The sequence below is a fragment of the Pseudomonas paracarnis genome, from assembly GCF_904063055.1.
GTDB classification, from domain to species: domain Bacteria; phylum Pseudomonadota; class Gammaproteobacteria; order Pseudomonadales; family Pseudomonadaceae; genus Aquipseudomonas; species Aquipseudomonas paracarnis.
Genome location: NZ_CAJFCN010000001.1, coordinates 775,783 through 788,941 on the forward strand (window position 1 = coordinate 775,783; position 13,159 = coordinate 788,941).

Below are 13,159 nucleotides of genomic sequence, written 5' to 3' on the forward strand. Positions count from 1 at the left end.
GCAGTTTTCACCTTCTTATGAGCCTCACTCAAGTGAAAAATGTCAGCCACAAGAGCAATGACAACTCTTTCACTCCATACGTTCGCGTGAAGCTTGAAGGTCATAAAAATAATGAAAACCCTGAAAACCCAAGTCGCCATTATCGGTGCCGGTCCTTCCGGATTGCTGCTCGGCCAACTGCTGCACAATGCTGGCATCCAGACCCTCGTTCTAGAGCGCCAGAGCGCCGATTACGTACAAGGCCGTATCCGCGCCGGTGTGTTGGAACAGGGCATGGTCGACCTGCTGCGCGAAGCCGGCGTCAGCCAACGCATGGACGCCGAAGGTTTGGTGCACGACGGGTTTGATATTGCCCTCAATGGCCAACTCACCTCTATCGACCTCAAGGCCTTGACCGGCGGCCAGTCGGTGATGATCTACGGCCAGACCGAGGTCACCCGCGACCTGATGGCCGCCCGCGCAGCCGCCGGTGCCATCACCCTGTACGAAGCCTCCGATGTTCAACCCCATGACCTGAAAAGTGAACAGCCGTGGCTGACCTTTGAGCACGAAGGCCAAGCCTACCGCCTGGAGTGCGACTACATTGCCGGCTGCGACGGTTTCCATGGTGTGGCCCGCCAGTCGATACCGGCGCAAGCGCTGAAGGTGTTCGAACGCGTCTACCCCTTCGGCTGGCTGGGCGTGCTGGCCGACACGCCGCCGGTACATGCCGAACTGGTGTACGCCAAACATGCGCGGGGTTTTGCGCTGTGCAGCATGCGGTCGCCGACCCGCAGCCGTTACTACCTGCAAGTGCCGGTCGAAGAGAAGCTGGAAGACTGGGCGGATGAACGTTTCTGGGATGAACTCAAGAGCCGCCTGCCCGGCTCATTGGCCGAACAATTGGTGACCGGCCCGTCGATCGAGAAAAGCATCGCGCCGCTGCGCAGCTTTGTGGTGGAACCCATGCAGTACGGGCGCCTGTTCCTGCTCGGCGATGCCGCGCACATTGTGCCGCCCACCGGTGCCAAGGGCTTGAACCTGGCGGCCAGTGATGTGAGCACCTTGTTTCGCATCTTGCTCAAGGTGTACCACGAAGGGCGCCTGGACTTGCTGGAAAAATACTCGGCAATCTGTCTGCGCCGAGTGTGGAAAGCCGAGCGGTTTTCCTGGTGGATGACCTCGATGCTGCATCAGTTTCCCCAGGCGGACGCCTTCAGCCAGCGCATTGCCGAGAGCGAGCTGGACTATTTCATCCACTCCCAGGCCGGGCGCAAAACCATCGCAGAAAATTACGTCGGCCTTCCTTACGAGCCTATCGAATAGCCTGCTATCGTATCGAGCATTCCCACCGGTGACCGTTGCCTGTGGGCCCTGCTCGAAGGTTCTGCCGTGACTCACCTCAATCAGCCCGCTCCAACCGTTCCCGCCGTGCGCAGTATCCTGGTCGCGCTGATGATGGCGATCTTCCTGGGTGCCCTGGACCAGACCATTGTCGCCGTGTCCATGCCGGCCATTTCCGCACAGTTCCATGACGTCAACCTGCTGGCCTGGGTGATCTCCGGCTACATGGTGGCGATGACCGTGGCGGTGCCGATCTACGGCAAGCTCGGTGACCTGTATGGGCGCCGGCCCATGATGCTCATCGGCATGGGCCTGTTCACCCTGGCGTCGTTGTTTTGCGGCCTGGCGCAAAGCATGGAGCAACTGGTGCTGGCGCGGGTGCTGCAGGGCATCGGCGCTGGCGGGATGGTCTCTGTGAGCCAGGCGATCATTGGCGACATTATTCCTCCCCGCGAACGGGGACGTTATCAGGGGTATTTCAGCAGCATGTACGCGGTGGCCAGCGTGGCCGGGCCGGTGCTGGGCGGTTATATGACCGAGTACCTGTCGTGGCGCTGGGTGTTTTTGATCAACCTGCCACTGGGCGTCGGCGCCTGGTACGTGGCCCATCGCACCCTGGTGGGGCTGCCGGTGCCGCAGCGCAAGCCGATCATCGATTACCTCGGCACGGTGCTGATGATCGTCGGCCTCACCGCCTTGTTGCTGGGCATCACCGAAATCGGCCAGGGCCATTCGTGGCGTGACGATCAAGTGCTGGGGTTGCTGGCCTGCGCACTGCTGGCGTTAAGCGTGTTTGTGTGGCACGAACGCCGCGCACGGGAACCGCTGTTGCCGATGCACTTGTTTGCCAACCGCAGTGCGGTGTTGTGCTGGTGCACGATTTTCATCACTAGCTTCCAGGCGATTTCCCTGACGGTGCTGATGCCCCTGCGCTACCAGACCGTAACCGGCGCCGGTGCCGACAGCGCGGCCCTGCACTTGCTGCCCTTGGCGATGGGCTTGCCGATGGGCGCGTATTTTGCCGGGCGCATGACCTCGGTGACGGGCCGCTATAAACCGATGATCCTCAGCGGCACAGTGTTGAGCCCGCTGGCGATTCTCGGCATGGCCTACAGCGCGCCCCAGGCGGTGGCGCTCACCAGCGTCTTCATGTTGTTGTGCGGTATCGCCGCGGGCATGCAGTTCCCGACCTCGTTGGTGGGGACGCAGAACTCGGTGGAGCAGCGGGATATCGGTGTGGCCACCAGCACCACCAACCTGTTTCGCTCCCTGGGCGGGGCAGTGGGGGTGGCCTGCATGTCGGCGTTGCTGCTGGCGCTGTTACACGATTCCAGTTTCGCCCATCTGGCAAGCGGCGCACTGGTGGCCGAAGGCAGTTCCGGCAACGTGCTGCTCGACGGCCTCAACGCCGCACCCGGCCCGGCGCAAGATGCGTTGCGCGGCGAGCTGGCGGTGACGTTCCGGCATTTGCTGATGGTGAGTGCGGCGGTGTCGCTGCTGGGGTTGGCCGCTGCGATAGCGATGCCGAATCGGGTACTGCGCGGCCGTGAAGACAAAGTTAGATAAGCGGACGCGGAGCGTCCCAGGCGGCGTTCCCACGCAGAGCGTGGGAATGATCAGGATCAGGGGCTGTAATACCCCACCGCAACCATGAAATGCCCGCTCTTGCGCACATAGGCATGCTTGTTCTCGACCTTGCCGGTCACCGGGTTTTTCCAGCGGTATTTGTATTCGCCCTGGTCCTGTTCAGCCATCATCTGGAGGATCGGCACACCCACCGGTTTGCCATCCGGGTCCTTGATCTTGGCAAAATCGGTGTTGATCAGGCGCAGGTTGGTGCCATGGGCGACGTAGCGCCGCGTGTTCAGGTCCACCACGAATACGTAGAGATCATCTTGCAGGAAGCCGCCTTGCAAGGAGTTGATCGCCTTGAGCGTGCCGGCTTCATCCTTGACCAACGCCTCCACCGCCTTGTTGCGCAGCGCCCGTGCCTGTTCCGGTGTGGCGCGCGGCAAGTAATAACCGACCGCCAGGATGCGTTCGCCCACGCGCTGATAAAACACGTGTTTATGTTCGACCTTGCCGTCATTCCAGTTCTGCCAGCGGTAGTCAGCCTGCTGGATACCCTGGTTTTCGGGCACCTTGAGCGCGTCCTTGAAGGATTGGCGCAAATCCGGTCCGAGTACCTCGGACACATCGCGACCTATGAGCGCGGAGGAGGGCCCGCCACTGGCCAGCAGTACGCCTTTTGTATCGACCACAAACACATAACGGTCCTGGTCGATGAACTCGCCCTGACGGCTGAAGGCGGCGAACGCCTTGTCACCTTGCTTGTGGTAGTACGCCAAGGCCTTTTCCAGCAGGGCCTTGGCGGCTTGGGCATCCGCTTCCTGTGCCGTGGCGACATGCACCTGGCTGCAACACAACAGCAGCAGCCAGGTGAATCGGAGCAGTCTCTTCATTTACCCGTCCCTCGTTCTTGTTGGTGTGCCAAGAGCGTAGACGGTTGGCGGCGAATCAGAAGGGTTTGGTCGGCAGGTATTTGCCGTCCAGGGTGATGACCGCACGGGAGCCGCCGTCCGGGTCTTCGACTTTCTTGATGTCCAGTTTGAAGTTGATGGCGCTGATGATGCCGTCGCCGAATTGCTCATGCACCAGGGCCTTCAAGGTAGAGCCGTAGACTTGCAGCATTTCATAGAAACGGTACATGGTTGGGTCGGTCGGCACACCGCTCGGGAAGCTGCCGCGCAGTGGGACGCTTTGCAGCAGGCGGCTGGCGTCCTCGTCAAGGCCGAGTTTGCCGCACACGATGTCGGCCGCTTCCTTGGGCAGCGGGTGCTGGCCGAGCAGGGCTGCGGTGACGAATGCCAGGCTCAGCCCGGTGCCGTCGGTGAGGTCCTGCCACGACAGGTTTTTGCGTGCCTTGAGGTCGATAACGGTGTCGGCCAGGGCCAGGCGTGGGGTTTGAGCGAATTGGGATTGCAACATGGTGACGTCCTCTTGGGTTGATTAGGGTTCAGGCGGCGTGGGCGCGGGTGCTGGGGTGGTCGAGCAGGGAGACGAAGCGCCCGGTGTGCCCGTCCAAAGCGTCAATGCCGCCGGTTTCGATGTCGTACACCCAGCCATGCAGGTTCATCCGGCCTTGTTCCAGCGCCAGGGCGACCGAAGGGTGAGTCTTGAGGTTGGCCAGTTGGGCGACCACGTTTTCGCGCACCAATGAATCCAGGCGTGCAGCGTCCGAGGCATGCGTACGGGCGGCATTGATCACCTTGGCCGACTCGGCATGGCGCAACCAGTTGGCCACGGCGGGCAGGTGGTCCAGGCATTTGCAGGTAGAAATTGCAGTCATCGCGCCGCAGTCCGAGTGCCCGCAAATCACGATGTCGCTGACGCCCAGCACCGCTACGGCATATTCGACTGTGGCCGACACACCTCCCGGCTCCGGGCCGTAGGACGGCACTATGTTGCCGGCGTTACGGATGACGAACAGGTCGCCGGGTTCCTGCTGGGTCAACAGCTCGGGGACTACGCGGCTGTCAGAGCAGGACACGAACAAGGTGCCGGGGCTTTGCGTGGTCGCCAGGTGTTTGAACAAGTCACTGCGAGGGGTAAAGGCTTCACGTTGGAATTTGCGAAAGCCGTCGATGAGATGATGCATGGTGGTTCTCCTTGCGTCGCTGATGGGGGCAAGGATGGGAGTTTTTGGCTATAGGGTCCAAGACCGGTTTATTATGCTTTCTATAAGTCATGCCTATAGTTGGAGCGCTGCCCATGCTGTTGCGTCATATCCGTTACTTGCTGGCCGTTGCTGAGCACCGCAACTTCACGCGGGCTGCAGAGGCGCTGCACGTGTCGCAGCCGACCTTGTCGCAACAGATCAAGCAACTGGAAGAAAGCCTGGGCGCGCCACTGCTGGACCGCTCCGGGCGCAGTGTCAGCCTGACCGACGCGGGGCAGGCCTATGTGCGTTATGCGCGGCTGGCCTTGCAGGATCTACAAGCCGGCACCCGCGCGATACATGACGTGCAGGACCTGCGCCGAGGGCATTTGCGCCTGGCCATGACGCCGACTTTCACCGCCTACCTGATCGGGCCATTGCTGGCGCGTTTCAACCAGCTGTATCCGGGCATCACCCTGAGCATCGAGGAACTGACCCAAGACCGTATCGAAGCCGCGCTGGGCGAGGACCTGCTGGATATCGGCATCGGCTTTACCGGCGAGCATGGGCTGGAGATCGACTGTGAGGCGCTGTTTGTCGAAGAGCTGAGCCTGGTCGTCAGTGCCAGTCACCCCGAACGCACACAACCGGCCTGGCTCGAACAGCCTCTGGTGCTACTGAACACAGGCTTCGCCACCCGCCGCTACATCGACGACTACTGCCACCAGCAAGGGGTTAAACCGCAGATTGCCGTGGAGGCCAATTCCATCAGCGCGATTATCGAAATCGTGCGCAGCACGCCCCTGGCAACCATCCTGCCCCGCGCACTGGCCGAGGCCCAGGCAGGCCTGCATGCCGTGGCGATTGCCCCACCGTTGCCGCAGCGCACCGCGGCACTGCTGAGCCGCAAGGGCGCGTATCGCAGCGCTGCGTGTGCGGCGTTTGTAGCGTTGATCAAGGCGTAGGGCCGGGCTGACGCCCCAGGATCCAAATGTGGGAGCTGGCTTGCCTGGGATGACGGCCGGACAATCAACGCCGATCTACCCGACACCCCGCATTCAAGGCGCAGCCAACCACTGCCCCACAATCCCCGCATACGCCCCCGTCGCTACACTTAAATGCAACCACTGATCTACGTAACTCTTCCAGGCCACATCATCGCGCGGCAACAAAAACGCTTTTTCACTGTACTGCATCGGTTGCTCCGGGTTGACCGCGCACAACCCAGGCTTGAGCTTCTGCTGATAACGCGCCTCGCTGGCGTCGGTAATCATCACATCGGCTTTGCCCGCCAGCAGCTCATCAAAAATCGTCACGTTGTCATGCAGGCGAATCTGCGTCTGGCCCAAGTGCGCACGGGCAAACACTTCGTTGGTGCCGCCCGCTGGTTCGATCACTCGCACCTGGGGCTGGTTGATCTGCTCCACCGTCTGGTAACGCTGCACGTCGGCGCAGCGCACCAGCGGGATCTTGCCGTCGACTCCGAGTGATTGGCTGAAGAAGGCTTTTTTCTGACGTTCCAACGACACGGAAATACCGCCCACCGCGATGTCGCAGCGTTGGGCGAGAAAGTCCGGCATCAGGGTTTTCCAGGTGGTAGGCACCCAGGTGATTTTGGCGTTCAGGCTCTTGGCGAGAGACTCGGCCATGGCAATGTCGATGCCTTCATAGCCGCCGTCGCTGCGCAGCGAGGTGTAAGGCTTGTAGTCGCCGGTGGTACACACGGTGAGGGTGCCGCGCGCAATCACGTCGTCAAGGCGAGATGCAGCGGTGTCGGCCTGGGCGACAGTGGCCAGGCTTGCCAGCACACAGAGGGCCAGAGGCGCTTTCATGGGGTCGAATCCTTGGGGCACGGTCGGGGGCTCATTATTTCCAGCACAGGGCAGGGTGGCAAGGCGCGGTGAATGTTTAGCCAAACTGCAACCAAACTCCGTCAAGCCTGAATTTACCCGCGTATCCCCGCGTGTGACGCTCAAGTCTTTCTATCACTGTGAAGCGCGCATGCACGCTTGCCCCGACATTCACACCGCGACATTGCCGTCTGCGCTTGCGTTCTGGGCTCTGTTCCATTGCCGACACGCGCGCCCGCCAGATACCTCTCTCCTACGTTGATCTACCCCATGGATGACGCGCACCTGTGCGCATCTGCCCGGCGGCGCCTGCGCGCTTGCCTGACGCAAACGTATGAGAATTCCCATGAGTGTTTTTGCCCGCCTGCATGAAGCCCAGACCTTCCTTGAACAGAACCCCGACATTGAGATGTTCGAGCTGTTTATCCTCGATAACAACGGCGTACCGCGCGGCAAGCTGCTGCACCGCGACGAACTGCTGGCGGTGTACGAAAGTGGCCGGCCTCTGCCCAGCACCATCCTCGGCCTGACTATCAATGGCGATGACGTAGAAAACTCCGGGCTGGTTTGGGAGGTGGGGGATATCGACTGCCGCGCCTATCCGATCAGCGGCAGCTTGCAGCGCATGCCATGGCGCTTGATCCCCACCGCGGCGGTGCAAGTCAGCATGCACCCCACCGAAGGCCTGCCCGCCACCGTGGCCGACCCCAGGCACCTGCTGGCCAATGTTATCGAGGCGCTCAAGGCCGACGGTTATTACCCGGTGATGGCGGCGGAGCTGGAGTTCTATCTGCTCGACCAGAAGCCCGACAGCAACGGCCGCCCACAACCGGCGCGGGATGTGGATGGCAAGCGTCCGCGCTCGACCCAGGTGTACGGCCTGCGCGAGCTGGAGCAGATCGAGCCGTTTCTTGCCGACCTCTACAGCGCCTGCAAACTGCAAGGGATTCCGGCGCGCACGGCCATCTCCGAGTACGCGCCAGGCCAAGTGGAAATCACCCTCGAACACCGCACCGACGCGCTGCAGGCGATGGACGAAGCCGTGCGCTACAAACGCCTGGTCAAGGGCGTGGCGCACAAACATGGAATGACCGCCTGTTTCATGGCCAAGCCGTTTGACGACCTGGCCGGTACAGGCATGCACATGCACGTCAGCTTGGCCGATGCCCAGGGCAATAACCTGTTTGCCAGTGAAGCGGCCGACGGCACGCCACTGCTGCGCCAGGCCGTGGGCGGCATGCTCAGCACCTTGCTCGATTCACTGTTGATGTTCTGCCCCAACGCCAACTCTTATCGACGCTTCCAAACCAACAGCTATGCGCCGCTCGCTGCCACCTGGGGCGTGGACAACCGCACCGTCAGCCTGCGAGTGCCCGGTGGCCCGGCACAATCGCGGCATATCGAACACCGCATCTGCGGGGCCGACGCCAACCCCTACCTGGCGGCCGCCGCGATCCTGGCCGGCATTCATCGAGGCATCCGCGAACAGCTCGACCCTGGCGCCCCGGTGCAAGGCAACGGCTACGCCCAGGCCAAGGAACTGTTGCCCACCGACTGGCTGACCACCTTGCGCGCGCTGGAAACCTCCCGCTGGGCACCGGATGCGTTCGGGCGCCAATTCCTCGGCGTTTACCTGGCGGTCAAACGTGCCGAATACCGCCAGTTTATGGGCGAGGTAGGGGAGCAGGATTGGCGCTGGTACTTGCATCAAGCGTGACCGGTTTTAGTGGGGGGCTTTCGACCTTTTTTTCACGTTGCGGCGGTTAAGCTGCGAATCAAGGTCGTTTACTACCGTTTCATTCACATGAGCCCGCGATGTCGCCACAACCTCCATCCTCCATCGAGACCGAATTCACCGAGCGCTATGACCGTGAGCATGCCAGGGGCTGTGGCGACCCGCGTCCGCCCAGGCTGTTGCAGCGCCTGTCGGCGTGGCGCGATGCGCGGTTGGTACGCCAAGCCCTGAAGGTGGCGGGGGAGCCAGGGCTTATCCTCGACCTGGCGTGCGGTTCCGGGCGCTTCTGGCCGGTGCTGGCCGAACACGTCAACCGCGTGATACTGGCCTCGGACAACTCCCAGGCGATGCTCGATCACGCGCGCACCCATCACCCCGGCGGGTTGCTCAAGCGTGTCAAAACATTCCAGGGCTCGGCGTTTTCCATTGGCCTTTCGGCGAATGCGGTGGACTGCATTTTTTGCCTGGATTTGTTTCGCCATGTGCCCGACAGTGATGCGCGGCTCATGTTATTGCACGAGTTTCACCGCGTCAGCCGCGACACGGTGATTGTTGCCGTGAACGTGGGCACGCCCGTAGAGAGCGAGTTTCGGCAAGCCGGCTTCAAAATCCTCAATTACCAAGAGTTCCTGCCGGGCTCGCGGCGATGGTGCGTCTACGTTTTGCGTAAGAGAGGATAACGCCCCTTTGTCGGACTATTCTTCATCTCCTGTCGGAGTTTTCATGATGGCGTGTGCACTGCGGATGCTCGCAAGCCCCTTTCGCGATATATACTGCGCGCCATTCTTCAAGGGAGAGCCGTGTGGCCATCGATATTCACTGGATCTGCGACAACGATAGCCTCGGCCAGCATTGCGCCGAATGGCAGCAGTTGCCATTCGTCGCCCTCGACACCGAATTCATGCGGGTCGACACCTTTTACCCTATTGCCGGGCTGATCCAGATCGGTGATGGCGTGCGCGCTTACCTGATCGACCCCCTGACCATCGACAATTGGCAACCCTTGGCCGCCTTGCTGGAGAACCCAGCGGTGATCAAGGTGGTGCACGCCTGCAGTGAAGACCTGGAAGTGCTGTCGCGCCTGACCGGCAGCTTGCCGGTGCCATTGTTCGACACCCAATTGGCAGCGGCCTACCTCAACCTCGGTTTTTCCATGGGCTATTCGCGCTTGGTGCAGGCGGTGTTGGATATCGAGTTGCCCAAGGGTGAAACCCGCTCCGACTGGCTGCAGCGGCCATTGTCGGAGACGCAGATCAGCTACGCCGCCGAAGACGCGGTGCACTTGGCCGAGGTTTACACCCGTCTGCGCCCGCAACTGTCGGATGACAAATACGCCTGGGTACTGGAAGACGGCGCCGAATTGGTGGCCAACCTGCGCCGCGAGATCGACCCCTACGAGGTGTACCGCGACGCCAAGCTGGCGTGGAAATTGTCCCGTGCCCAACTCGCGGTGTTGCGTGAACTGTGCGCCTGGCGCGAGCAGCAGGCCCGTGCTCGCGACTTGCCGCGCAACCGTATTATTCGCGAACACTCGTTGTGGCCCCTGGCCAAATCCCAGCCGGATAACCTCGCCGCCCTGGGCAAGATCGAAGACATGCACCCGCGCACCGTGCGCCAGGACGGCCAGTTTTTGCTGGACCTGATCAAACGCACCGGTAGCGTGCCCATGGACCAATGGCCGCCTGCCGTGGCTGAGCCGTTACCCGTGGACGCTGCCGCGTTGATCAAGCAACTGCGGGCCCTGGGCCAAACTTTCGCCGAGCGCCTGGACATGGCGCCGGAACTGATGCTGCGCAAGAAAACCCTCGAAGCCCTGGTTAAAAGTGGCTACCCCGATGGGCCTTACCAATTGCCAGACTCGCTGCGTGGCTGGCGCCGCGAGTTGATGGGCCAGGCGTTGCTCGACAGCCTGGCCAATGCCGGAGAACAGCCTTGAAACGTATTTGCTCCATCTACCGCAGCAAGAAAAAAGACGGCATGTACCTCTATGTGCTCAAAAGCGATGCCCTGGAGCGCGTACCCGAGCCGTTGATGGAAGCCTTCGGCAAGGCGCATCACGCCTTTGACATGGTGCTGACGCCTGAGCGCAAGCTGTCGCGCGAAGACATCACCGTGGTGCTGGAAAACCTCGACAAGCAGGGCTACCACCTACAAATGCCGCCAGCTGAGGACGAGTACATCGAGCACTTGCCCGAAGAGCTGCTGCGCCGCAACGACCCGATGTGATCGACCCGTGCCCGGCTCAGGGCACAGTTTCAATGGAATCGTATTAGAGGACGGTGGCCGTAAGGATGCGGGCGGCCGTCTGCACTGTTTTTTCAAAGGTTTGAACCATGCGTGTTCTGATTGCTGAACAGGATCATCCGCTCTACGCCCAATTGCTCAGGGACGCCGCCCCAGACCTCGAAGTGCTGACCAGCGGCGATTCGGCCGAACTCTCGCGCCTGGCCGCCGACTGTCCGGTGTGGCTGGGCCAGCCCGATCTGTTGGCGACCCTGCTGCGCCAGGGCCATCATCCGCAATGGCTGCAATCGACGTGGGCGGGCATCACGCCACTGCTGGCCGACGGCTTGCCACGCGACTATCGGCTGACCCGCGCGGTAGGCATTTTTGGCCAGGTCATGGCCGAGTTTGTCCTCACCTACATGCTGGGCCACGAGCGCGAAGTGCTGGCGCGGTTGGTCAGCCAGGTGGAGCGCAAATGGGATAACCGCATGGGTCAGAGCCTGGCGGGGCGTAAGGCGCTGATCGTCGGCACCGGTGACATTGGCCAGAGCGTGGCCGAGTTTCTGCTGCCGTTCGGCGTGCAGTTATATGGCATCGCCAGCCAGGCCCGCGAGCAGGCACCGTTTATCGAAGTGGCGGGGCTCGACCAGTTGGGCCGGCTGGTGGGGGAGGTGGATTACGTGATCAACCTGCTGCCCAACACGCCTGATACCCATGACCTGTACGACGCGGCGCTGTTCAAACAATTCAAACCCACCGGTTTGTTTATCAACGTCGGACGCGGCGTGGCGGTGGTGGACGCCGACCTGGTCGAGGCGCTCAAAGAAGGGCACCTGGCCGGCGCGGTGATCGACGTGTGCCGCCAGGAGCCCTTGCCGCAACGCCATCCGTTCTGGACGGCGTGGGGTTTGCTGTTGACCGGGCACAGCTCGGCCCCGACCTCGCCGCCGATGATGGTGGCGTTGTTTGTGCAGAACCTGCGGGCGTATCAGGCCAAGCAAGCGCTGCGCGGGGAAGTGGATTTCGAGCGCGGTTACTGACAAAACGCGGAAAAAAATGTGGGAGCGGGCTTGCTCGCGAATGCAGGGGATCAGTCAACACATTGGGTGGCTGCCACACCGCATTCGCGAGCAAGCCCGCTCCCACATTGAGTGTATGCAAGTCTTAGAGACTGAAGTCACCCTCGGACACCAGCTCGCTCAACGGCTTGCGCGGGCTCGGCATTTCGCGCCCTTGCAGGTACTCCGGCAAACTCGACTTGTCGCCCAGCTTGCCCACCGCCACGGCCGCATGCAGCGCATAACCCTGGGGAATCTTCAGCTCCTTGCGGGTCAGTTCCTGATCGAAGCCGGCCATGCCGTGGGTGTGCCAGCCACTGAGGCTGGCTTGCAGCGCCAGGTGGCCCCAGGCCGAGCCGGTGTCGAAGGTGTGCCACAGCGCCGGGGTTTCTTCTGTGGCGCCGGGGGCGATGAAGTCGGTTTTCGACGCGATAATGACCAGAGCCGACGCATGCTGCGCCCAATTGCGGTTGAATTCATTCAGCAGGCCCAGGAAACGCTCCCAATCCGGCGTGTCACGGCGCGCATACAGAAACCGCCACGGCTGCGAGTTGTAGGCCGAAGGTGCCCAGCGTGCCGCTTCGAAGAAACTCAGCAGCGTCTCCTGCGGGATGCTCTCGCCGGTAAAGGCGCGGGGCGACCAGCGCTCGGTAAATTGGGTGTGGATCGGATAATCGGCAACGCGGGGGTTATTGCTCATGGACAGACCCTGATGAAAAAACCGGGATTCAAAACTACTGCGCCCACCCAGGCCTGACAAGTCTTGCAACACCGTCAGTCGTAAGCGCTTGGCCCCAACGGGCTTGGGCACTAGACTGGCGGCCTTTTCACCTTCCGATACTGATGCAGAGCCATGGCCGCCAAAGTCGAACCTTTCTGGATACGCAAAACCCTTGAGCACCTCGACCAAGAGGAGTGGGAGTCCTTGTGCGACGGCTGTGGCCTGTGCTGCCTGCAAAAGCTCGAGGATGAGGACGACAACAGCGTCTATTACACGCGTATCGCCTGCAAACTGCTCGACCTGAAAACCTGCCAGTGCACCGATTACCCCAACCGCCGTGCCTCGGTGCCTGATTGCATCCAGCTCACGCCGGGCCAGGCCGACCAATTCAAATGGTTGCCACCGACCTGCGGTTACCGCCTGGTCAGCGAGCGCAAGGACTTGCCGCTGTGGCATCACCTGGTCTGCGGCGACCGTGACGCGGTGCACCATGAACGCATTTCCCAGTCCGGGCGCATGCTCAGCGAAGGCAGCGTGCCCGAGGACGACTGGGAGGATTACCTGATTTTCCGCGCGGGTTGAACGAGG

The 13,159-nt window shown here is 61.7% G+C and carries 14 protein-coding genes; 9 read left to right on the forward strand and 5 right to left on the reverse strand.

Features of this window, described 5'->3' with window-relative positions:
* Positions 1–120 precede the first annotated feature (120 nt).
* A complete protein-coding gene (gene pobA, locus JMV15_RS03585; RefSeq protein ID WP_172832688.1) occupies positions 121–1,305 on the forward strand; it encodes a 4-hydroxybenzoate 3-monooxygenase in 1,185 nt (394 codons plus the stop codon).
* Positions 1,306–1,371: 66 nt separating this feature from the next.
* Positions 1,372–2,889, forward strand: coding sequence for an MDR family MFS transporter (locus JMV15_RS03590; RefSeq protein ID WP_069868317.1), 1,518 nt, complete (start codon positions 1,372–1,374; stop codon positions 2,887–2,889).
* Between the two features lie 56 nt (positions 2,890–2,945).
* Here the strand turns inward: JMV15_RS03590 and JMV15_RS03595 are convergent, their stop codons facing one another.
* From JMV15_RS03595 to JMV15_RS03605, 3 genes are read right to left on the reverse strand one after another with little or no spacing between them, the layout of a single operon-like run.
* The gene (locus JMV15_RS03595; protein WP_038449446.1) at positions 2,946–3,785 is read right to left on the reverse strand and encodes a cache domain-containing protein; all 840 of its coding nucleotides are present in this window, start codon (positions 3,783–3,785) and stop codon (positions 2,946–2,948) included.
* A 55-nt stretch (positions 3,786–3,840) separates the two neighbouring features.
* Positions 3,841–4,311, reverse strand: coding sequence for a cyanase (cynS, locus tag JMV15_RS03600; protein WP_014717475.1), 471 nt, complete (start codon positions 4,309–4,311; stop codon positions 3,841–3,843).
* A 28-nt stretch (positions 4,312–4,339) separates the two neighbouring features.
* Positions 4,340–4,981 (reverse strand): carbonic anhydrase, encoded by a 642-nt coding sequence (locus tag JMV15_RS03605; protein ID WP_038449448.1) that lies wholly within the window; start codon positions 4,979–4,981, stop codon positions 4,340–4,342.
* 113 nt (positions 4,982–5,094) lie between these two features.
* On the opposite strand from JMV15_RS03605, the gene cynR reads away from it, so the two are divergent.
* Entirely contained in the window at positions 5,095–5,946 is an 852-nt protein-coding gene (gene cynR / locus JMV15_RS03610; protein WP_038449450.1) for a transcriptional regulator CynR, read from the forward strand.
* Between the two features lie 93 nt (positions 5,947–6,039).
* Here cynR and JMV15_RS03615 read toward each other — a convergent pair whose 3' ends face one another.
* Entirely contained in the window at positions 6,040–6,813 is a 774-nt protein-coding gene (locus JMV15_RS03615; RefSeq protein WP_014717478.1) for a transporter substrate-binding domain-containing protein, read from the reverse strand.
* 364 nt (positions 6,814–7,177) lie between these two features.
* On the opposite strand from JMV15_RS03615, the gene JMV15_RS03620 reads away from it, so the two are divergent.
* The 5 genes from JMV15_RS03620 to JMV15_RS03640 all read left to right on the forward strand — a co-directional run bounded on the left by JMV15_RS03620 (position 7,178) and on the right by JMV15_RS03640 (position 11,832).
* On the forward strand, positions 7,178–8,548 hold the full coding sequence (locus JMV15_RS03620; RefSeq protein WP_014717479.1) for a glutamine synthetase family protein: 1,371 nt from the start codon (positions 7,178–7,180) through the stop codon (positions 8,546–8,548).
* 98 nt (positions 8,549–8,646) lie between these two features.
* A complete protein-coding gene (locus JMV15_RS03625; RefSeq protein ID WP_014717480.1) occupies positions 8,647–9,246 on the forward strand; it encodes a class I SAM-dependent methyltransferase in 600 nt (199 codons plus the stop codon).
* 122 nt (positions 9,247–9,368) lie between these two features.
* Positions 9,369–10,502: a ribonuclease D gene (rnd, locus tag JMV15_RS03630; RefSeq protein WP_014717481.1), complete on the forward strand. Its 1,134-nt coding sequence runs from the start codon at positions 9,369–9,371 to the stop codon at positions 10,500–10,502.
* Positions 10,499–10,792, forward strand: a complete 294-nt coding sequence (locus JMV15_RS03635) for a YcgL domain-containing protein (RefSeq protein WP_014717482.1) — start codon at positions 10,499–10,501, stop codon at positions 10,790–10,792. The genes rnd and JMV15_RS03635 overlap by 4 nt, the downstream gene beginning before the upstream one ends.
* Positions 10,793–10,899: 107 nt before the next feature.
* Positions 10,900–11,832, forward strand: a complete 933-nt coding sequence (locus JMV15_RS03640; protein WP_019818262.1) for a D-2-hydroxyacid dehydrogenase — start codon at positions 10,900–10,902, stop codon at positions 11,830–11,832.
* Positions 11,833–11,956: 124 nt separating this feature from the next.
* Here the strand turns inward: JMV15_RS03640 and JMV15_RS03645 are convergent, their stop codons facing one another.
* Entirely contained in the window at positions 11,957–12,550 is a 594-nt protein-coding gene (locus tag JMV15_RS03645; RefSeq protein WP_003189601.1) for a nitroreductase family protein, read from the reverse strand.
* Positions 12,551–12,703: 153 nt separating this feature from the next.
* Here JMV15_RS03645 and JMV15_RS03650 point away from each other — a divergent pair, with 153 nt between their 5' ends.
* Positions 12,704–13,153, forward strand: coding sequence for a YcgN family cysteine cluster protein (locus tag JMV15_RS03650; RefSeq protein ID WP_003172524.1), 450 nt, complete (start codon positions 12,704–12,706; stop codon positions 13,151–13,153).
* The last annotated feature ends 6 nt before the right edge of the window (positions 13,154–13,159 follow it).

What these genes read in the sequence shown, in the direction of transcription:
- JMV15_RS03595 (WP_038449446.1), bottom strand. Translation starts at nt 3,785, where the DNA reads ATGAAGAGACTGCTCCGATTCACCTGGCTGCTGCTGTTGTGTTGCAGC.
- cynS (WP_014717475.1), bottom strand. Translation starts at nt 4,311, where the DNA reads ATGTTGCAATCCCAATTCGCTCAAACCCCACGCCTGGCCCTGGCCGAC.
- JMV15_RS03605 (WP_038449448.1), bottom strand. Translation starts at nt 4,981, where the DNA reads ATGCATCATCTCATCGACGGCTTTCGCAAATTCCAACGTGAAGCCTTT.
- cynR (WP_038449450.1), top strand. Translation starts at nt 5,095, where the DNA reads ATGCTGTTGCGTCATATCCGTTACTTGCTGGCCGTTGCTGAGCACCGC.
- JMV15_RS03615 (WP_014717478.1), bottom strand. Translation starts at nt 6,813, where the DNA reads ATGAAAGCGCCTCTGGCCCTCTGTGTGCTGGCAAGCCTGGCCACTGTC.
- JMV15_RS03620 (WP_014717479.1), top strand. Translation starts at nt 7,178, where the DNA reads ATGAGTGTTTTTGCCCGCCTGCATGAAGCCCAGACCTTCCTTGAACAG.
- JMV15_RS03625 (WP_014717480.1), top strand. Translation starts at nt 8,647, where the DNA reads ATGTCGCCACAACCTCCATCCTCCATCGAGACCGAATTCACCGAGCGC.
- JMV15_RS03640 (WP_019818262.1), top strand. Translation starts at nt 10,900, where the DNA reads ATGCGTGTTCTGATTGCTGAACAGGATCATCCGCTCTACGCCCAATTG.
- JMV15_RS03645 (WP_003189601.1), bottom strand. Translation starts at nt 12,550, where the DNA reads ATGAGCAATAACCCCCGCGTTGCCGATTATCCGATCCACACCCAATTT.
- JMV15_RS03650 (WP_003172524.1), top strand. Translation starts at nt 12,704, where the DNA reads ATGGCCGCCAAAGTCGAACCTTTCTGGATACGCAAAACCCTTGAGCAC.